Annotated in this window: 20 protein-coding genes; 12 read left to right on the top strand and 8 right to left on the bottom strand. The window is 72.9% G+C overall.

Annotated elements, in window-relative coordinates:
- Positions 1 to 90: 90 nt before the first annotated feature.
- The 8 genes from ACW9J6_RS06725 to crtD all read right to left on the bottom strand — a co-directional run bounded on the left by ACW9J6_RS06725 (position 91) and on the right by crtD (position 8332).
- A complete protein-coding gene (locus ACW9J6_RS06725; RefSeq protein WP_457115672.1) occupies positions 91 to 1419 on the bottom strand; it encodes an LLM class flavin-dependent oxidoreductase in 1329 nt (442 codons plus the stop codon).
- A gap of 33 nt (positions 1420 to 1452) precedes the next feature.
- Positions 1453 to 2325: an ABC transporter permease gene (locus ACW9J6_RS06720; RefSeq protein ID WP_457115671.1), complete on the bottom strand. Its 873-nt coding sequence runs from the start codon at positions 2323 to 2325 to the stop codon at positions 1453 to 1455.
- On the bottom strand, positions 2322 to 3173 hold the full coding sequence (locus ACW9J6_RS06715) for an ABC transporter ATP-binding protein (protein WP_457115670.1): 852 nt from the start codon (positions 3171 to 3173) through the stop codon (positions 2322 to 2324). Before ACW9J6_RS06715 ends, ACW9J6_RS06720 begins: the two co-directional genes overlap by 4 nt.
- A gap of 11 nt (positions 3174 to 3184) precedes the next feature.
- Complete coding sequence (locus ACW9J6_RS06710; RefSeq protein WP_457115669.1) at positions 3185 to 4216, bottom strand: ABC transporter substrate-binding protein; 1032 nt, start codon at positions 4214 to 4216, stop codon at positions 3185 to 3187.
- 511 nt (positions 4217 to 4727) lie between these two features.
- Positions 4728 to 5087: a hypothetical protein gene (locus ACW9J6_RS06705; RefSeq protein ID WP_457115668.1), complete on the bottom strand. Its 360-nt coding sequence runs from the start codon at positions 5085 to 5087 to the stop codon at positions 4728 to 4730.
- A gap of 326 nt (positions 5088 to 5413) precedes the next feature.
- Positions 5414 to 5926: a phosphate-starvation-inducible PsiE family protein gene (locus tag ACW9J6_RS06700; protein WP_457115667.1), complete on the bottom strand. Its 513-nt coding sequence runs from the start codon at positions 5924 to 5926 to the stop codon at positions 5414 to 5416.
- Positions 5927 to 5954: 28 nt separating this feature from the next.
- Positions 5955 to 6881, bottom strand: coding sequence for a carotenoid 1,2-hydratase (locus ACW9J6_RS06695; protein WP_457115666.1), 927 nt, complete (start codon positions 6879 to 6881; stop codon positions 5955 to 5957).
- Positions 6851 to 8332: a 1-hydroxycarotenoid 3,4-desaturase CrtD gene (gene crtD, locus ACW9J6_RS06690; protein WP_457115768.1), complete on the bottom strand. Its 1482-nt coding sequence runs from the start codon at positions 8330 to 8332 to the stop codon at positions 6851 to 6853. Before crtD ends, ACW9J6_RS06695 begins: the two co-directional genes overlap by 31 nt.
- A gap of 85 nt (positions 8333 to 8417) precedes the next feature.
- Between crtD and ACW9J6_RS06685 the strand changes: the two genes are divergently transcribed.
- The 12 genes from ACW9J6_RS06685 (at position 8418) to pufC (ending at position 19694) form a co-directional block, all read left to right on the top strand.
- Positions 8418 to 9287: a polyprenyl synthetase family protein gene (locus tag ACW9J6_RS06685; protein ID WP_457115665.1), complete on the top strand. Its 870-nt coding sequence runs from the start codon at positions 8418 to 8420 to the stop codon at positions 9285 to 9287.
- Between the two features lie 329 nt (positions 9288 to 9616).
- Positions 9617 to 10795: a methyltransferase gene (locus ACW9J6_RS06680; RefSeq protein ID WP_457115664.1), complete on the top strand. Its 1179-nt coding sequence runs from the start codon at positions 9617 to 9619 to the stop codon at positions 10793 to 10795.
- A gap of 91 nt (positions 10796 to 10886) precedes the next feature.
- The gene (gene bchC / locus ACW9J6_RS06675; protein WP_457115663.1) at positions 10887 to 11819 is read left to right on the top strand and encodes a chlorophyll synthesis pathway protein BchC; all 933 of its coding nucleotides are present in this window, start codon (positions 10887 to 10889) and stop codon (positions 11817 to 11819) included.
- Positions 11816 to 12811: a chlorophyllide a reductase iron protein subunit X gene (locus tag ACW9J6_RS06670; protein ID WP_457115662.1), complete on the top strand. Its 996-nt coding sequence runs from the start codon at positions 11816 to 11818 to the stop codon at positions 12809 to 12811. Before bchC ends, ACW9J6_RS06670 begins: the two co-directional genes overlap by 4 nt.
- Before the next feature lie 2 nt (positions 12812 to 12813).
- Positions 12814 to 14337: a chlorophyllide a reductase subunit Y gene (gene bchY / locus ACW9J6_RS06665; RefSeq protein ID WP_457115661.1), complete on the top strand. Its 1524-nt coding sequence runs from the start codon at positions 12814 to 12816 to the stop codon at positions 14335 to 14337.
- A complete protein-coding gene (gene bchZ / locus ACW9J6_RS06660; RefSeq protein WP_457115660.1) occupies positions 14337 to 15806 on the top strand; it encodes a chlorophyllide a reductase subunit Z in 1470 nt (489 codons plus the stop codon). Before bchY ends, bchZ begins: the two co-directional genes overlap by 1 nt.
- Positions 15807 to 15931: 125 nt before the next feature.
- The gene (locus tag ACW9J6_RS06655) at positions 15932 to 16147 is read left to right on the top strand and encodes a hypothetical protein (protein ID WP_457115659.1); all 216 of its coding nucleotides are present in this window, start codon (positions 15932 to 15934) and stop codon (positions 16145 to 16147) included.
- 111 nt (positions 16148 to 16258) lie between these two features.
- Positions 16259 to 16489, top strand: coding sequence for a light-harvesting antenna LH1, beta subunit (pufB, locus tag ACW9J6_RS06650; protein ID WP_457115658.1), 231 nt, complete (start codon positions 16259 to 16261; stop codon positions 16487 to 16489).
- A gap of 16 nt (positions 16490 to 16505) precedes the next feature.
- Positions 16506 to 16685 carry a light-harvesting antenna LH1, alpha subunit gene (pufA, locus tag ACW9J6_RS06645; RefSeq protein WP_457115657.1) on the top strand — a complete coding sequence of 60 codons (180 nt, stop codon included), beginning with the start codon at positions 16506 to 16508 and terminating at the stop codon, positions 16683 to 16685.
- Between the two features lie 109 nt (positions 16686 to 16794).
- Entirely contained in the window at positions 16795 to 17619 is an 825-nt protein-coding gene (gene pufL, locus ACW9J6_RS06640; protein ID WP_457115656.1) for a photosynthetic reaction center subunit L, read from the top strand.
- A 54-nt stretch (positions 17620 to 17673) separates the two neighbouring features.
- The gene (gene pufM / locus ACW9J6_RS06635) at positions 17674 to 18654 is read left to right on the top strand and encodes a photosynthetic reaction center subunit M (RefSeq protein WP_457115655.1); all 981 of its coding nucleotides are present in this window, start codon (positions 17674 to 17676) and stop codon (positions 18652 to 18654) included.
- Positions 18651 to 19694, top strand: a complete 1044-nt coding sequence (gene pufC, locus ACW9J6_RS06630; RefSeq protein ID WP_457115654.1) for a photosynthetic reaction center cytochrome PufC — start codon at positions 18651 to 18653, stop codon at positions 19692 to 19694. The genes pufM and pufC overlap by 4 nt, the downstream gene beginning before the upstream one ends.
- Positions 19695 to 19704 lie beyond the last annotated feature (10 nt).

Here is a 19704-nt window from a genome sequence, read left to right as displayed (position 1 = left end):
TCTATATACAGAACGAGGCGGGCGTACAACAGAACGATCGCGGCTGGCCCAACGGAAGGATGGATGTCCTCCCGAGCGAGCGCTGCCGGATCAGCGGCGCCGGACCGCCTCCGGCGGACGCGAGCCCAGATGGCCGCGCAGCGTCCGGGCCTCGTAGGCGGTGCGGAACAGGCCGCGGCGGCGCAGTTCCGGCAGGACGAGGTCGACGAAGTCGTCGAGCCCGCCCGGCAGGGTCGGCGGCATGATGTTGAAACCATCCGCGCCGCCCGCGCGGAACCGCGCCTCCATCTCGTCGACGATCTGGGCGGGTGTCCCGACGATCTGCGCGTGACCCCGCGCCCCCGCGATGCGCAGGTACAATTGGCGCAGGGTCAACCCCTCACGCCGGGCGAGGGCGAACATGAGCTGCTGGCGGGACTGGCCGCCCTCGGTCGCGGGCAGTTCCGGCACGGGCCCGTCCGGATCGTAGCCCGACAGGTCGAAGCCGCCGACCATGCGCTCCAGGAGCGCGAGGCCGACGACGGGATCGATCAGCGCCTGCAAGTCCTCGAACTTCGCCCGCGCCTCCGCCTCGCTGCGCCCGACCACCGGGAAGAGGCCCGGCATCACCTTGAGGTCGCCCGGGGCGCGGCCGAACCGGCTCATGCGCTCCCTCAGGTCGCCGGCGAAGTCCACCGCCTCGGCGAGCGTCTGGTTGGCGGTGAACACGATCTCGGCCGTCCGCGCGGCCAAGTCCTTGCCCGGCCCCGACGAGCCCGCCTGCACGATCACCGGCTGGCCCTGCGGCGTGCGCGAGATGTTGAGCGGGCCCCGCACCTGGAAGTGCTTGCCCCGGTGATCGAGGGGACGGAACCCGTCCGGCTTGGAGAACTGGCCGCTCTCCCGGTCGATGATGACCGCGTCGTCGTCCCAGGTGTTCCAGAGGCCCAGCACCACGTCGACGAATTCCTCGGCCCGCTCGTAGCGGTCGGCGTGGCGCGCGATCCCGTCATGGCCGAAATTCGCCGCCTCCAGGTCCGTGGCCGAGGTGACGAGGTTCCATCCCGCCCGGCCGCCCGAGAGGTGGTCGAGGGAGGCGAAGCGGCGGGCGACGTTGTAGGGCTCGTTGAAGCTCGTCGAGGTGGTGGCGACGAGGCCGATCCGGCGGGTCACCGCGGCGAGCGCCGAGAGCAGCGTCACCGGCTCGAAATGCGTCGAGCGGGCCGTGCGCTCGCTGGAGCGCAGGCTGGCGTCGCGGATGCCGGTGCCGTCCTCCAGGAAGATCAGGTCGAAGGAGGCGGCCTCGGCGGTCCTCGCCCAGCCGACGTAGCGCTCGAGATTGAGGCCGCCGTCCGCCTCGCTCGACGGGTGCCGCCAGCCCGCGACGTGGTGGCCGGTGGCGTAGAAGAAGGCGCCGAGGCGCATGCCGTCCTGTGTCATCGGGCCTCCCGTGTGATGCCGGCCGCCGGCGCCTCAGCGGATCATGCCCCAGCGCCGGGTCGTCAAGCGCTCGATCGTCGCGAAGATCCCGTTCTCGACCGCGAGGCCGATCGCGATGACGAGGAGCAGTCCGGCGAAGACGCGGTCCGTGTAGAGCTCGTTGCGGTTCTGGTAGATGTACCAGCCGAGGCCGCCCCGTCCCGAGGCCGCCCCGAAGACGAGTTCGGCCGCGATCAGGGTGCGCCACGCGAAGGCCCAGCCGATCTTGAGCCCCGACAGGATCGCCGGCATCGCGGCCGGGATCAGGATCTGGGCGACGTAGGCGAGTCCGGTCAGCCCGTAGTTGCGCCCCGCCAGCCGCAGCGTCTCGGGCACGCTCTGGAAGCCCGAGAAGGTCGCGAGGGCGAGCGGCCACAGCACCGCGTGGATCAGCACGAAGATGAGGCTGCCGTTGCCCAGCCCGAACCACAGCAGGGCGAGCGGCAGCAGCGCGATGGCCGGCAGCGGGTTGAACATCGCGGTCAGCGTCGAGAGCAGGTCGCGGCCGATCCGGGTCGAGACCGCGAGCGTGGTCAGCCCGAAGGCGAGCGCGACGCCCGCGACGTAGCCCTGCGCCAGGACCACGAGCGAGATCCGCACCCGATCCAGGATCTCGCCGCTCGCCAGCCCCTCGGCGAGGGCCGAGAGGGTGGCGAGGCAGCCCGGCAGCAGGAGGTCGTTGTCCTGTACGCGCGCGAGCGCTTCCCAGAGGGCCGCGAGACCCGCGAGGATCAGGCCCTGGCGCAGCCACGCCTGCTGCCACAGGCGGGTCCGGACCGGCAGCGGACGCGCGACGGGCGCCTCGACGAAGGGCGGCAGCACCCGGTCGATCTCCGGGCGGACCGGAGGGAGGACGTGCCGGGTCATTGCGGGGCGGTGCTCGCGGGATCGGCCTCGAACAGGCGCCGGTGCAGGCGCTGGGCGGCGGCCTGGAACGCGGCGCTGCCGGTGCTCGCGAGGTCGAAATCGTGGCTGTTCACCTCGGCCCGCACGCGGCCGGGATGGGGCGAGAGCACGGCCACCCGGTTGCCCACCACCAGCGCCTCCTCGATGGAGTGGGTAACGAAGAGCAGCGTGAAGCGCACCTCGTCCCAGAGCGCCAGCAACTCCTCCTGCATCCGGCGGCGCGTCAGCGCGTCGAGGGCCGCGAAGGGCTCGTCCATCAGCAGCACCTTCGGCTCCATGGCGAGCGCCCGGGCGATGGCGACGCGCTGCTTCATGCCGCCGGAGAGCTGGTGCGGGTAGCTGTCGGCGAAGCGCGTCAGCCCGACCTTCTCGATGACGTGGCGCGCCCGCGCCTCCGCCTCGCGCCGCCCCAGGGTGCGGGAGGCGCGCAGCGGGAAGGCGACGTTCTGCACCACCGTCTTCCAGGGCGGGAGCTGGTCGAATTCCTGGAACACCACCATCCGGTCCGGCCCCGGTCCGCGCACGGGCGCGCCGTCGAGGACGATCTCGCCCTCGACCGGCGCGATGAAGCCCGCCACAGCCTTGAGCAGGGTGGACTTGCCGCAGCCGGAGGGGCCCAGCAGCACGAAGCGGTCGGCCCGGTGGATGTCGAGGTCGATCCGGTGCGTCGCCCGCACCACGCGCTCGCGCGTGCGGTACTCCAGCGACACCCCCTGGATGCGCAGGAGCGGGGCGGGGAGGGGAGCCTCCACCGGATCGGTGGGGCGGCGCGGCTGCGCCGCGGCGGGGACGTCGGCCACCAGGGTCATGCTCGGGCCGCTCAGCTGCCCGCCCCGGTACGGGCATTGGCGAAGAAGTAGTCGTCGAGCGCCTTCGGTGCGTTCCGGATCGCGCCGACCCGGTGCATGAACTGGCCGAGGCCCAGCGTGTTCTGCGGCGCGACCTGGAACGCGACCTCGGGGTTGCGGATCACCTTGAGCAGGAGGGCGCGATCGATGCGGCTGCCGGCCGCCTGGAGGTAGATGTCGGCGGCCCGCTCCGGCTCGGCGGTGACGAAGGCCGCCGCCTCGGCGAGGGCGTCCACGAAGGCCCGGCTGGTCTTCGGGCTCTCCGCGACGAAACGCTCGGTGGCGTAGAGCACCGTCGAGGAGGCGGGACCGCCCTGCACCTCGTAGGAGTTCAGCACCACGCGTGCGTTCGGGTTCTCGGCCAGTTCCTGATCCTGGAAGGGCGGGTTGCCGAAATGGGCGGTGATCTCGGTGCCGCCCTTGATGATCGCCGCCGCCGCCTCCGGATGGGGCAGGGCGACGCTGATCCGGTCGAGCCGGGCGAAGTCCTTGTCGCCCCACAGCTTCGCCGAGGCCATCTGCAGGATGCGGGACTGCACCGAGACGCCGATCGCGGGCAGCGCGATCCGGTCCTTCTCGGTGAAATCGGCGATCGTTCTCACGTCCGGCCGGTTGGTGACAAGGTAGTAGGGGAAGTTGCCGAGCGAGGCGATGCCCTTCACACCCTGCCGGCCGCGGGTGCGGTCCCACAGGGTGAAGAGCGGCCCGACGCCTGCCCCCGCCACGTCGATGCTCCCGGACAGGAGCGCGTCGTTGACGGCTGCGCCGCCCGAGAGCTGCACGGTCTCGACCGCGATGTCGACGCCCGCGTCCCTGCCGTGCTTCTCGATCAGCTTCAGGGCGACGGCCACGTCGAGGAGCAGGTAGGCGACGCCGAACTGCTTGGCGATGCGCAGCCGCCCCTCGGCCGCCGCGGCCGGCCACGGCAGCGCGGCCGCCAGCCCCAGGCCGCCGAGGATGGAGGCGGCCTGCCTGCGGCTGATCCGGTCGGGTGTCTTGGTCATCGCGCATCCCCGGGGTCGCGACCGGTTCCAGCGATCCGGGGCCGCGATGGGACATGTGGCGACGCGTCTCCACGTCGTCAACGAGAATAATTTTGTCTGAATCGCGCTAAATCTGGAAATAGCCATCTCTTTATTGGGTATTCCGCCGAATTAAAATTTTTCAACTGCGAGAATGATGGAATGCCTTGCCAGGCGCACTCGGAATCGGCGCGGTGCCGATGGCGTCCCTGTTCCTCGCGGGCGGGCCGCGGGAAGGCGCGAGGTGAATACAGCCAAGACGCGCCCGCTTCTGTTCAACTCCCCTTTTCCGGACGACTGCAGCGCCAGCGGAAGGAGATCCGGAAAAGAGGGGGAGAGCTTGGTGTGACGCTGCAGGACGGGGGACTGGCCCCCCGCGCGAGGCCGGGGCAGACCAGCGAGCCGCTCCCGGGGACCGGGGCGACCCGCCATGATGGTCACGACGCGGCGCGAGACTCCCGCCCGCGTCATGCGGTGTGCGCGCGATGGCGGATCACACGGCCTGGCTGCCGCCGTCCCGCGTCTCGCCGGTGACCGGGATCGTGCCGTCCTGCCGCCGGTCCGTGCCCTCGACCCGGACGGCGTTGCTGGAAAGGCCGTGCTCGAGATCGGCGCCCTGGCGGGCGGTCACCTCCTGCGGCCGAGCCGCGCTCGAACCTCCGCCCGCCGCGGCGGGAGCAGCGCCCGGTGCGGCGGGCGCCACCCGGTGGGCCTCGTCGCGCGCGGCGGGTGCGGCGTGCGGGGAACTGCCCGCGAACGTCGCCCAGGCGTCGTCCGGGACGCGCTGGCGGATGGGGTAGAGCATCGCGAGCGGCAGCCCGCAGGCGAGGATGAGGAAGAGGATGAAACCCATCGCTGGGACCTCCCGGATGTGCGGGAGCGACCGCGTCGCCGCCGCGGGGATCGGTGCTCGGTGGAGGGGTCGCCGGGGCGGTCCGGCCGCGCCGGGGGCGCGTCGGCGCATCCCGGGAGGGCCCGACCGCCCGCGGCCGGATCGAGAGCCTGCGGCTCAGTAGGGCTTCGGCTTCACCGCGCCGCGGCTGGCGAGCACGGCCACCGCGATCCAGGGACAGACGAAGACGAGGAAGAACACCAAGCCCATCGCGAACCTCCCTTCATTGCCTGACGACCATCGACACCAATGCCGCGGGCGCGCGCCGGTTGCACGCGGGCCGCCTCCTACTCCTCCCCGGCCGGCTGGCCGTCGTCCCGGGCCCGGTGGAGGAGGAAGATCGCCACGACCATGATCATGATCAGCACGGCGAGGACGCCGAGCTCGATCATCGAGGCGCGGAACAGCGCCTCCTTCTGCGGGGTCCACTCGCCCGCATGCATCACCTCCGAGGTCTGGAGCGTCAGGACGAGGACGCGCCGGATCGAGGCGATCAGCCCGACGATCAGGAAGGGCTCGCAGGTCAGCCGCCCGGAGCGCATCGACACCCGGACCGTGTGCAGGATCTCGACCAGCATCAGCAGGAACAGCAGCCGGTCGACCACGTCCAGGAGCTGCGCCGCGCCGCCCAGAGCCGTCACGGCCCGCACCGTCATCCCGCCGGCATCGACGAGCGCCATCAGGGCGGTGAGCGCCAGGAGGACGCCGAGCGCCGCGTAGATCGCGTGCTCCGTGTGCAGGAAGACGAAGGCGGAGAGCCGCGTCAGGCGTCCCCCTTCCTCGTGCTCGTGGTCGGCCAAGGCGGGCTCCTGGATCCGGGGCGGCGCGTCAGCGCAGGTCGCGGGGCATGCGGAAGGGCAGCATCGCCCGCACCAGCGGGTGGCTGAAGCGGTCGAGGCAGAGCGCCTCGTGCACCGGCCGCACCGCCTCGCCGCAGATCCGTGCCGAGAGGAGCGAGCGCGCGTAGAAGGGCGCGTCCTCGAAGCGGCGCAGCACGGACGCCGTTCCGTCGTCGCTGCGCGTCTCGCGGGGCAGGCGCCAGAGCGTGCGCGGCAGGGGAGCGGGGACCGGCGGCGCGATCGGGCGCGGCGTCCCGTCGGGGTCGAAGCGCAGGGACAGGTTCTGGCGGCTGCCGTCGCGGCGCAGCACGTCGTAGAGGATCGCCGCGCCGCGCCGCAGGGTCGCGCGGGACCAGGTCCAGCTGCGGAACGACTCCTCCAGCGGGCAGTCGCCGTCATTCGTGTCGAAATAGGCGTCGCCCTGCCAGCGGAGCGAGGGGCGGTCGAGGTCCACCGCGATGCGCGAGGCGGGGGCGAGCGGCCACCAGCGGTGGCGTCCCTCGGCATCGAGCCCGAAGGGACCGGGCGTGATCCCCTCCGGCCGCACACGGATCGTGCCCGACAGCCGCGAGGGCAGGGGGCTCGTCACCTCGTCCACCCGGATGGTCAGGGCGGTGCCGTCCCAGGAGAGCGAACTCGGTCCGATGGCGAGGGAGGTGGCGTCGCGGGTCACGCTGCGGCGGCGGCGCTCGGTCATCGCCCAGCGCGCGGGCGCGCCGTACAGCACGACGTTGACGGCGCAGTGGTCGAGCGGGTCGCGGTGGCCGCGCCACGCGTAATAGGGCGAGAACACGCTGCCGATGAAGGCGATGACCGTGATCCCGTGCTGCCCGTCGTCGCTGACGCCGTCCACGTACCACCACGCGTAGCCGCCGGGCGGCACGCTCAGGTCGAAGCGAGGTCCCGCAGCACGCATCCCGCCGCGAGCCGCCCCGACTGGGCCGCCATCGGCACCCCCGGCCCCGGATGCGCGCTGCCCCCCGCCAGGTAGAGGCCCGGCAGCCGCGTGCGCGCCCCCGGCCGCCGGAAGCTCGCCGCCCAGCCGTGCGAGGCCCGGCCGTAGAGTGCTCCCCCGGTCGCCGGGAAGAGCGTCGCGAAGTCGGGCGGCGCCGTGGTCGTGCGCGCCGTCTCCGTGATCGTCAGGCCGCAGGCGGACAGCCGCCGGCTCACCGTGGCGTGGCATCGGGCGATCTCCTCCGAGGACAGGGGGGCGTCGCGCGCGGGCGCGTTCACGAGGCAGAGCAGGGCCTCCGGGCTCTCGCCCGGCGTGCCGTCGTCGCCGCGGTCCTGCGCGCAGACGTAGACGGTGGGGTCCCGCGGCAAGCGGCCGTGCCGCGTCAGGTCCGCGAACTCGCCCGCGTAGTCGGGCGAGAAGAACACGTTGTGGCGCACCAGCGGGAAGCCCTCGGGCCGGCCCGCCACCGCGAAGGTCACCGCCGAGAGCGAGCGCTCCGGGGTCGGCACCGGGTCGACCGCCCCCGCGGCGTCGGGGCCGAACAGCCCGCCCGCGAGCGCCGCCGCGTCGGCATTGGCCACCACCCGGGTCGCGGGCAGGCGCTCGCCGTCGCGAAGCGTCACGGCGGCGACGCGGCCGCCCTCGACCGCGATGCCGGCCGCCTCCGCCCCGGTGCGCAGCTCCACCCCCCTCTCGACGGCGAGGTCCGCCACCGCCCCGGCGAGGCGCGACAGGCCCCCCTCGACGGTCCAGACGCCCTCCATCTCGACGTGGGCGACGAGCATCAGCGTCGCGGGCGCGGCGAAGGGCGAGGAGCCGCAATAGGTGGCGTAGCGCCCGAAGAGCTGGCGCAGGCGCGGATCGCGGAAGTAGTCGCCGAGCGCCGCCCACAGGGTCGCGAAGGGCTGGATGCGCCAGAGGTCGCCCATGCCGCGCAGCCCGACCCGCCGGGCGAGGCCGACCGGCGAGGGCCGCTCGCCGCGGATGAACGGGCCCTCCAGGGTCCGGTAGATCTCGGCGGCCCGGGCGCGGAAGCGCCGGAAGCCCTCGGCCTCGCGGGCGCCGGCGAACTCCGCGATCGCCGCCTCGGAGCGGGCCGGGTCGGCGAAGAGGTCGAGGCGCTCTCCCGGCCCCCAGGCGTGGCGCGCAAGGATCGCGGCGGGGGCGAGGGACACCCGCGCGGCGAGGTCGGCGCCGCACTCGGCGAAGACCTCCTCGAACACCCAGCGCATGGTGAAGACGGTGGGGCCGGCCTCGACCCGGCGCGGACCCGCCGCGACCCGGCGCATCTTGCCCCCCGGAACGGCCTCCTTCTCGACCAGCGTCACCGGCAGCCCGGCGGCGGCGAGCCTCAGCGCGGCCACGAGCCCGCCGATCCCCGCCCCGATCACCACGACCCGCTCGTCCGGCACGCCGTTGATCTCCCGATCCAGAAGTGTCAATCATACTGGACACTCTGAGATGTTCAAACGAAATGACATCCAAGGGAGAGAAGGCATGGACGACGGTCGGCGCATCGAGCAGGCCCTTGACGTGGCCGTGTCGCACGCGGAGGCGCCCGGCGCCCCGCCGCTGCTGGCGGAGGCGATCCGCTACGCGGTGTTCCCGGGCGGGCACCGCATCCGGCCGCGGCTCTGCCTCGCGGTGGCCCGCGCCTGCGGGGACGACGACCCGGCCGCCTCCGACGCGGCGGCGGCGGCGATCGAGCTCCTGCACTGCGCCTCGCTGGTGCACGACGACCTGCCCTGCTTCGACGACGCGCCGATGCGGCGCCAGAAGCCCTCGGTGCACGTGGCCTTCGGCGAGCCGCTCGCGCTCCTCACCGGCGACGCCCTGATCGTGCTGGCCTTCGAGACGCTGGCGCGGGGCGCCGCGCGGGTGCCGGCGCGGCTCGCGGCCCTGGTCGGGCTGGTGGCGCGCGCCGTGGGCTCGCCCGCCGGCATCGTGGCGGGGCAGGCCTGGGAATCGGAGCCGAGCGTCGGGCTCTCAGCCTACCAGCAGGCGAAGACCGGCGCGCTCTTCGCGGCCGCGACGGTGACGGGCGCGGCGGCGGCGGGCGCGGAGGCGCGGCCCTGGCGGCTGCTCGGCGAGTATCTGGGCGAGGCCTACCAGGTGGCCGACGACCTGCGCGACGTGGCCTGCCGCCAGGAGGAGGTGGGCAAGCCGGTCGGGCGCGACTCGACCCTCGGCCGCCCGAACGCCGCGGCTCTGCTCGGCATGGACGGGGCCCTGCGCCGCCTCGCCGACCTCGCCGAGGAGGCGGTGCGGGTGATTCCCGACTGCCCCGGCGTGGAGGTGCTGCGCGCCGAGATCGAGGCGCAGACGCGGCTGTTCCTGCCGGCGCGGCTGGCGGCGGCGGTGGGGTGATGGGGCGCGCCGCCGGAACCCTCCCCCCTTTGCGGGTCGGTGTTTGATCGCAGCGTCGGGACAGCGTCCAAAGAATCGGAACTTATCCAGGCGCCAGGCCCAACGGTATGGCGCGGGGAACCCCTCTCCCGTGCGGGAGAGGGGCAGGGGTGAGGGTCCAGGTGGCTCAGCAGGATATCTGAACCGTCCCGCTTCCAGCACGACCGTTCAGCCAGTTTGCTGAACGGTTCGGGACCCTCACCCCTACCCCTCTCCCGCGCGGGAGAGGGGATCCCGCGCCTCCTTCGCAACCCTCGCGGTTCTGCGCGCCTGAAGGAGGAACGCGCCCGATGACCACGGCCCCCCGCGCGCTTCCCGCCGCCGCCCTCGACCCGCCGGCCCGCCCCGGCTGGCGGGAGCGCTGGCTGGGCCTGCGCCACCGGATGATCGCGAGCCCCCGCTTCCAGCGCCTCGCCGCGGCCTTCCCGCCGACCCGGCCGATCGCCCGGCGCAACGCGCGGGCGCTGTTCGACCTCTGCGCGGGCTTCGTCTACGCGCAGATCCTCGCCGCCTGCCTGCGCCTCGACCTGTTCGGGCTCCTCGCCGCGGGCCCGCTCTCCCCTGAGGCGGTGGCGCGGCGCCTCGACCTCGCCCCCGACCGCGCCCTGCGCCTCCTGCGCGCCGCCGCCTCGCTCGGGCTCCTGACGGCGCTTCGCGACGGGCGATTCGCCCTCGGGGACCTCGGCGCGGCGCTCCTCGGCAACCCCTCCGTCGCCCAGATGGTCGCCCACCACGCCATGCTGTACGACGACCTGCGCGATCCGGTGGCCCTGCTGCGCGGCGAGGCCGGCACGACGCGGCTCTCCGGCTACTGGGCCTACGCGGCGAATCCGGAGGCGTCGGGTCTCGGGGAGGAGGCGGTGGCGCCCTATGGCGGGCTGATGGCTGCCTCGCAGGCGCTCGTCGCGCGGGACATCCTCGACGCCTACCCGCTGCGCCGCCACGCCCACCTCCTCGATGTGGGCGGCGGCGAGGGCGCGTTCGCGGTCGCGGTGGCCCGGAGCGCCCCGGACCTGCGCGTCACCCTCCTCGACCTGCCGCCGGTGGCGGCCCGCGCGTCCCGGCGATTCGCGGCCGAGGGCCTCGCCGGGCGGGTCGAGGCGGCGGGCGGCAGCTTCCACGGCGGCCTGCCCCGCGGCGCCGACGTCGTGTCGCTGGTGCGGGTGGTCCACGACCACGACGACGCGCCCGCCGCCGCCCTGCTCAGGGCCGCCCACGACGCGCTGCCCCCGGGCGGCACGCTCCTCCTCGCCGAGCCGATGGCCGGCACGCCGGGCGCGGAGCCGGTGGGGGACGCCTATTTCGGCTTCTACCTCCTCGCCATGGGCAGCGGGCGGCCCCGCACGGCGGGCGAACTCACCGCGATGCTCGCGGCCGCCGGTTTCGAGCGGGTGCGCGAGTGCCCGACCCGGCGCCCGCTCCTGGTCCGCCTGCTCGCCGCGCGGCGCCCCTTCGCACCAAAAGTGTAAACTAAACTTGACGCAGGTGAGTGCCCATCTAAGATGACATGTGCCGCTCCGGGCGGCACCCGCCCGCTCCGGGCGGGGGAGGGCCTCACCCATGCACGCGCTGGCCGTGATCCTCGACAGACCCGAAAGCCTCGGCCTCGGCCGCCTCACGCTCGATGCGCCGGGGCCCGCGGACGCGGTGGTCGAGGTTGCCTGGAGCGGAATCAGCACCGGCACCGAGCGCCTGCTCTGGTCCGGCCGCATGCCGGACTTCCCCGGCATGGGCTACCCGCTGGTGCCTGGCTACGAGTCGGTCGGCCGGGTGGTCGAGGCCGGTCCCGCATCCGGCCGCCGGATCGGCGAGAGCGTCTTCGTGCCGGGCGCCCGCTGCTTCGGGCCGGTGCGCGGGTTGTTCGGCGGCGCGGCCTCCCACCTCGTGGTCGAGGGCGCGCGGCTGCGCCCGGTCCCCGCCGGGCTCGACGAGCGGGGCGTGGTCCTGGCGCTCGCCGCCACCGCCCGCCACGCGCTGGCGGGCGCGCCGGACGGGCGCCACCTCATCGTCGGCCACGGGGTGCTCGGGCGGCTCCTCGCGCGCCTCGCGCTCCTCGCCGGCGGCGAACCGGTGGTGTGGGAGCGCGATCCGGCCCGCCGCGCCGGCGCGCGGGGCTACGCGGTGATCGACCCCGCCGCGGACGAGGCGCGCTACGCCCGCATCACCGACGTGAGCGGGGATTCGGGCCTCCTCGACGCGCTGATCGCGCGCCTCGCCCCCGGCGGCGAGGTGGTGCTGGCCGGCTTCTACGCCGCGCCGCTCTCCTTCAGTTTCGCGCCCGCCTTCCTGCGCGAGGCGCGCATCCGGGTCGCGGCGCAGTGGCGGCCGGACGACCTCGACGCGGTCGCGGCCCTCGCCGAGGCGGGCCGCCTGAACCTCGACGGGCTCGTCACCCACCGCCGGCCGGCCGGGGACGCGGAGGCGGCCTACCGCACCGCCTTCGGCGACCCCGACTGCCTCAAGATGGTCCTCGACTGGAGCGTCCGCTCATGACCGCAGCCCTGTCCGCCGCCACGATGTCGGCAGCCGTGCCGGCCGCTCCCCGCCCGTCCGAGCCGCCCCCCGAGGCGGCGCCGGCCCGCGAGACGCAGATCATCGCGATCTACGGCAAGGGCGGCATCGGCAAGAGCTTCACGCTCGCCAACCTGTCCTACATGCTGGCCCAGCAGGGCAAGCGGGTGTTGCTGATCGGCTGCGACCCGAAGAGCGACACCACCTCGCTGCTGTTCGGCGGCCGGGCCTGCCCCACCATCATCGAGACCTCGACCCGCAAGAAGCTCGCCGGCGAGGCGGTGGCGATCGGCGACGTCTGCTTCAAGCGCGACGGCGTCTACGCCATGGAACTCGGCGGGCCGGAGGTCGGCCGCGGCTGCGGCGGGCGCGGCATCATCCACGGCTTCGAACTTCTGGAGAAGCTCGGCTTCCACGAATGGGGCTTCGACTACGTCCTGCTCGACTTCCTGGGCGACGTGGTCTGCGGCGGCTTCGGCCTGCCGATCGCCCGCGACATGTGCCAGAAGGTCATCGTGGTCGGCTCGAACGACCTGCAGTCGCTCTACGTTGCCAACAACGTCTGCTCGGCGGTGGAGTATTTCCGCAAGCTCGGCGGCAATGTCGGGGTCGGCGGCCTCGTCATCAACAAGGACGACGGCACCGGCGAGGCGCAGGCCTTCGCGGAGGCGGCCGGCATCCCGGTCCTGGCCTCGATCCCGGCCGACGAGGACATCCGGCGCAAGAGCGCGAGCTACGAGATCATCGGCCGGCCGGATGGGCGCTGGGGGCCGCTCTTCGCGAGCCTCGCCGAGAACGTGGCGGGGGCGCTCCCGCACCGCCCGACGCCGCTCGGCCAGGACGCGCTGCTCGGCCTGTTCAAGGGCGAGGCGGTCGGCCGCGGCGTGGTGCTGCAATCGGCGAGCGACGAGGACATGCGCGGCCGGCCGATCACGGTCAGGCCGTCCCTCGAAGTCGTCTACGACACGGTGTGAGCATGGGCGTCTCCCTCGATATCGGGGCGCTGCGCGCCCGCGGCGAGGCCGTGAACCTCGCCGCCACCCGCGAGGATGGCCATGGCTGCCATTCCGGCAAGGCGGCGATGAGCGCGGCCGCCGAGGCCGCCGGCATGGGCGAGACGCTGCGGGAGCTGCGCCGCGACTACCCGGCCGGACCCCACGACCAGCCCCAGAGCATGTGCCCGGCTTTCGGCTCGCTCCGGGTCGGCCTGCGGATGCGGCGCACGGCGACGATCCTCTCGGGCTCGGCCTGCTGCGTCTACGGGCTCACCTTCACGTCGCACTTCTATGGGGCGCGGCGCACGGTCGGCTACGTGCCGTTCAACTCCGAGACGCTGGTCACCGGCAAGCTGTTCGAGGACATCCGCGAGGCGGTGCACGCCACCGCCGACCCGGCGCTCCACGACGCCGTGGTGGTGATCAACCTCTGCGTGCCAACCGCCTCGGGCGTGCCGCTGCGGCTCCTGCCCCGCGAGATCGACGGCGTGCGGATCATCGGCATCGACGTGCCGGGTTTCGGCGTGCCGACCCACGCCGAGGCGAAGGACGTGCTCGCGGGTGCGATGCTCAAGGTCGCGCGGGGCGAGGCCGAGCGGGGACCCGTCGCGGCGCCGCGCCAGGGCCGCGACGGGCGCCCGACCCTGACGCTGCTCGGCGAGATGTTCCCGGCCGACCCCGTGCAGATCGGCGCGCTCCTCGAACCGCTCGGTCTCGCGGCCGGCCCCGTGGTGCCGACCCGCGAGTGGCGCGAGCTCTACGCCGCCCTGGACGGCGCGGCGGTGGCGGCGATCCATCCCTTCTACACCGCGTCGATCCGCGAATTCGAGGCGGCGGGCCGGCCGGTCTTCGGCTCGGCCCCGGTCGGGCACGACGGCACCGCCGCCTGGCTCGACGCCGTGGGCGAGACCTGCGGGGTCGCCCGCTCCCTCGTCGCCGCGGCCAAGAACCGCTTCCTGCCGGCGATCCGCGGCGCGCTCGCCGCGAGCCCGATCCGCGGCCGGGTGACGCTCACCGGCTACGAGGGCTCGGAGCTCCTGGTCGCCCGGCTCCTGATCGAGAGCGGCGCGGAGGTGCCCTATGTCGGCACCGCCTGCCCGCGCACCCGCTTCTCCGACGCGGACCGGGACTGGCTGGAGGCGCGCGGCTGCCGCGTGCAGTTCCGCGCCTCGCTCGAGCAGGACCTCGCGGCGGTCGAGGACCTGCGGCCCGACCTGGCGATCGGCACCACGCCGGTGGTCCAGAAGGCGAAGGAGCGGGCGATCCCGGCCCTCTACTTCACGAACCTGATCTCGGCCCGCCCGCTGATGGGCGTGGCGGGGGCGGGCTCGCTGGCCCAGGTGGTCAACGCCGCCATGGCGCAGCGGGAGCGCTTCTCCGCCATGCGGGACTTCTTCGCGGGCGTCGGCGAGGGCCACGCGGCCGGAATCTGGGAGGACGTGCCGCGCCGCCGCGCACCGCCCAAGCGCCCGGTCGCCGAGACCCCGATCGGGGAGGGCGTGTGATGCTCGTCCTCGATCACGACCGCGCCGGCGGCTACTGGGGCGCCGTCTACGTCTTCACCGCGGTGAAGGGCCTGCAGGTGGTCATCGACGGCCCCGTCGGCTGCGAGAACCTGCCGGTGACCTCGGTGCTGCACTACACCGACGCGCTCCCCCCGCACGAATTGCCGATCGTCGTCACCGGCCTCGCCGAGGAGGAACTCGGCCGCCACGGCACCGAGGGCGCGATGAAGCGCGCCCACGCCACCCTTGACCCGGCCCAGCCGAGCGTGGTGGTGACCGGCTCGATCGCCGAGATGATCGGCGGCGGCGTCACGCCCGAGGGCACCAACCTCCAGCGCTTCCTGCCGCGCACCATCGACGAGGACCAGTGGCAGGCGGCCGACCGCGCCCTGACCTGGCTGTGGAACACCTACGGGGCGAAGAAGGCGGGCAAGGCGAGGAAGCCCGCGCCGGCCGCGGACGCCGCGTCCAAGCCGGCCGGCAAGCCGCGGGTGAACATCATCGGGCCGGCCTACGGCACCTTCAACATGCCCTCCGACCTCGCGGAGATCCGGCGCCTCGTCGAGGGCATCGGGGCGGAGGTGAATCTCGTCTTCCCGCTCGGCTGCCATCTCACCGAGATTCCGCGCCTCGGGGAGGCGCAGGCCAATATCTGCCTCTACCGGGAATACGGGCGGCTCCTCTGCGAGGCGCTGGACCGGCCCTACCTCCAGGCGCCGATCGGGGTGCACAGCACCACGAAGTTCCTGCGCGCGCTCGGCGAGATCCTCGGCCTCGATCCTGAGCCCTTCATCGAGCGGGAGAAGCACACGACGTTGAAGCCCCTCTGGGACCTGTGGCGCTCGGTGACCCAGGACTTCTTCTCCTCGGCGAGCTTCGGGGTGGTGGCGACCGAGACCTACGCGCGCGGGCTGCGCCACTTCCTGGAAGAGGAGATGGGCCTGCCCTGCCGGTTCGGCTTCGCGCGCTCGGCGGGATGCAAGCCCGACAACGCCGCCGTGCAGCGGGCGATCCGGGAGACGCCGCCCCTCGTCCTGTTCGGCTCCTACAACGAGCGCATGTACCTCGCCGAGTGCGGGGGGCGGGCGGTCTACATCCCGGCCTCCTTCCCCGGCGCGGTGGTGCGGCGGCACACCGGCTCGCCCTTCATGGGCTACTCGGGCGCGACCTACCTCGTGCAGGAGGTCTGCAACGCGCTGTTCGACGCGCTCTTCCACATCCTGCCGCTCGCCCGCGACCTCGACGCCGTCGAGGCGACGCCGGCGCGGATGCACCGGGAACTGCCCTGGGACGAGGAGGCGCGGGCGCGCCTCGACGCCTCGGTGGCGGCGAGCCCGGTGCTGGTGCGGATCTCGGTCGCCAAGCGCCTGCGCGACGCGGCCGAGCGTGAGGCGCGCCGGGTCGGGTCCGAGCGCGTCACCGAACTCTGCGTCGAGCGCGCCCGCGTCGCGCTCGCGGCGGCGGCCTGAGCGCCGCCAGCGGCTCTCGGGCCGCCAGGGCCGGCGCGGCGCCAGCCGCGCGGGTCCCCGATCCGGGCCCGGGAGAGGCCCGCGGGAAACACGCGCCGCGCGGCGCGAGGAGGAGAGACGACGCCATGCCCCGTCCGTTCGCCACGGTCTCGCGGTCCCATGCGGAGCAGGTCCAGTTCCGCGTCATCCTCGGCGCGACCTACCCGGTCTTCCTGGCCGCGGCCGTCCTGCAACGCATCCTTCCGGGCCGCGGCTTCCCGCCCCCCGGACCCCGGCGCTCCGTGTTCGGCGAGGCGCGGGCGATGGCCCTCTCGGCCATCCCCTTCGCCTTCATGGGCTGACGCGGGCCGTATCCGCCGCCGCCACGGCGGCGGAACCAAAGCCCGTCCGCGAGGTCGGGCGACCACCCCGCGCGGGATCCCCCGCGCGGATCCGCATCCGGAGGTTCGGCAATGGCCAACGGCATCGACAAACCCAGTACGCTCTCGGGGCTCACCGAGGCGGAGGCGAAGGAGTTCCACGGAATCTTCGTCACCAGCTTCATCATCTTCACGGCGATCGCGGTCGTCGCGCACTTCCTCGTCTGGCTGTGGCGGCCCTGGCTGCCGGGGCCGAACGGCTACTCCGCGCTGACGGACGGCGTTCACTACGCCGCCCACGGCCTCCTGCCGTTCATCGCCTGAGGAAGGAACACACGCCATGCACAAGGTTTGGCTTCTCTTCGATCCGCGCCGCACGCTGGTGGCGCTGTTCACCTTCCTCTTCGTCCTCGCCCTGCTGATCCACTTCATCCTGCTCAGCACCAGCCGGTTCAACTGGCTGGAGGGACCCGCGGCGAAGCGGGCCGAGATCGCGCACAGCCTCGTGCTGCCGACCTGACGGCCGACAATCGGGGCGCCCGCGGGCGCTCCACACCGCGGACGGCGACCGGCCTCGACCGGGGCGCCGCCCGCGGGCGATCGACACGCGGCAGGGGAGGGCAGGCAGCATGGCCATGCTGAACTTCGAGCGGAAATATCGGGTCCGCGGCGGCACGCTGATCGGCGGCGACCTGTTCGACTTCTGGGTCGGACCGTTCTTCGTGGGCTTCTTCGGGGTTACGACCCTGTTCTTCAGCCTGCTCGGCACCGGCCTGATCGTCTGGGGGGCCGCGCTCGGCCCGACCTGGAACATCTGGCAGATCAACATCGCGCCCCCCGACCTCAAATACGGGCTGGCGCTCGCCCCCCTGCGGGAGGGCGGCCTGTGGCAGCTCATCACCTTCTGCGCCATCGGGGCCTTCGGCTCCTGGGCGCTGCGCGAGGTCGAGATCTGCCGCAAGCTCGGCATCGGGTATCACGTGCCCTTCGCCTTCTCGGTGGCGATCCTCGCCTACGTGACGCTGGTGGTGGTCCGCCCGCTGCTGATGGGCGCCTGGGGTCACGGCTTCCCGTACGGGATCCTCAGCCATCTCGACTGGGTGTCGAACGTCGGCTACCAGTACCTGCACTTCCACTACAATCCGGCGCACATGCTCGGCGTGACGTTCTTCTTCACGACGACGTTCGCGCTGGCGCTGCACGGCTCCCTGATCCTGTCCTCCACCAATCCCGGCAAGGGCGAGGTGGTGAAGACGCCCGAGCACGAGGACACCTACTTCCGCGACACGATCGGCTACTCGATCGGCACGCTCGGCATCCACCGGCTCGGCCTGTTCCTGGCCCTCTCGGCCGGGTTCTGGAGCGCGGTCTGCATCGTGATCAGCGGCCCGTTCTGGACCCGCGGCTGGCCCGAGTGGTGGGGCTGGTGGCTGAACCTGCCGGTCTGGCGCTGAGGCCGGCCCGCAACCCTTCGTCCCCGCGCCTCATCGCAGAAGGCTGACGCCACCATGGGGTATTATCAGAACATCTACACGCAGGTGCAGGTCCATCCCCTGCACCCCGAGCCCGGGGTCACGATCCCGCAGATCGAGAAGCGGGTCGGCAAGGGCAGCTTCAGCTTCCTCGCCGGCCTGATCGGCAACGCGCAGGTCGGGCCGATCTATCTCGGCACGCTCGGCACGCTGTCGCTGGTGAGCGGGCTGATCGCCTTCGAGATCATCGGCCTCAACATGTGGGCCTCGGTGAACTGGGACCCGGTCCAGTTCCTTCGGCAACTGCCCTGGCTGGCCCTGGAGCCGCCCCGCCCCGAATACGGGCTGAAGATCCTGCCGCCGCTGGCGGAGGGCGGCTGGTGGCTGCTCGCCGGCTTCTTCCTCACCACGTCGATCCTGCTGTGGTGGGTGCGGATGTTCCGCCGCGCCCAGGCGCTCGGGCTCGGCTACCACGTCCCCTGGGCCTTCGCGTCGGCGATCTGGCTCTACCTCGTGCTCGGCTTCATCCGGCCGATCCTGATGGGGCGCTGGAGCGAGGCGGTGCCCTTCGGCATCTTCCCGCATCTCGACTGGACCGCGGCCTTCTCGCTGCGCTACGGCAACCTGTTCTACAATCCGTTCCACATGCTCTCGATCGTCTTCCTGTACGGGTCGACGCTGCTCTTCGCCATGCATGGCGGCACCATCCTGGCGGTGAGCCGCTACGGCGGCGAGCGGGAGATCGAGCAGATCGTGGACCGCGGCACGGCCACCGAGCGCGCCGCCCTGTTCTGGCGCTGGACCATGGGCTTCAACGCCACGATGGAATCGGTCCACCGCTGGGCGTGGTGGTTCGCGGTGCTCACCACGCTCACCGGCGGCATCGGCATCCTGCTCACCGGCACGGTGGTCGACAACTGGTTCCTCTGGGCCGTCAAGCACGGCGTCGCCCCGAGCTACCCGCAGATCTACGGGCCGGTGATCGATCCCCTCGCAGCCCCGGGAGGCACGCCATGAGACTGGCCCTGCAGATCCTCGGCGTCGTGGCCGCGGTCCTCCTGACCGGGGCGATGTTCGGAACGGCGGGCTGGACGCACCCGCCGGTCAATTCCGAGCAGGTGGGCTTCCGCGGAACCGGCATGGTGGCCGTGACGAACCCGCGGGTGACCGCGGCGCTCATCGAGGCGAACGTCGCCCCGGCGCCGCAGGACCCCGCCGAGCCGGGCGGCGACCCCGCCACCAAGACCTACCAGAACGTGCAGGTCCTCACCGACCTCTCGACGGAGCAGTTCAACCGCCTGATGGTCTCGATCACCGAGTGGGTCGCCCCCGAGCAGGGCTGCGCCTACTGCCACAACGTCGAGAACATGGCGGATGACAGCGTCTACGCGAAGACGGTGGCGCGCTCGATGCTCAAGATGGTCCGCCACGTGAACGCGGACTGGAAGAACCACGTCGGCCAGACCGGCGTGACCTGCTACACCTGCCACCGCGGCAATCCGGTCCCGCTCAACGTCTGGCACAACGACCCGGGCCCGCCGCACGCTCAGGGTTTCGCCGCCCGCGACGCCGGCAAGAACCACCCGAGCCGGCAGGCCGGCCTGACCTCGCTCTACTACGATCCCTACCGGGACCTGCTCGGGGACAAGGACGTCGACAATTACGCCGTGCGGGTCGCCGCCCGCACCGCCCTGCCGACGAGCCCGAGCAAACCGATCCAGACCACCGAGCGCACCTACGCCCTGATGATCCACATGTCGGAGAGTCTGGGGGTCAACTGCACCTACTGCCACAACAGCCGCGCCTTCTTCTCCTGGGACCAGAGCACGCCCAAGCGCGTGACCGCCTGGCACGGGATCCGGATGGTGCGGGACGTCAACGGCAACTACATCGACCCGCTGACGCCGGTTCTGCCGGAGGCGCGGCTCGGGCCGGAGGGCGATCCGCCCAAGGTCAACTGCACCACCTGCCACCAGGGCCTCGCCAAGCCCCTCAACGGTGTCAGCATGCTCAAGGACTACCCGGAACTCGCCGGAGGCCCGCTGCCGAAGCCGTGAGGACCGGCGG

Source organism: Methylobacterium sp. JK268, assembly GCF_054052225.1.
Note: the sequence above shows the minus strand (reverse complement) of the source record. Positions and strands in the feature narration are given on the sequence as shown.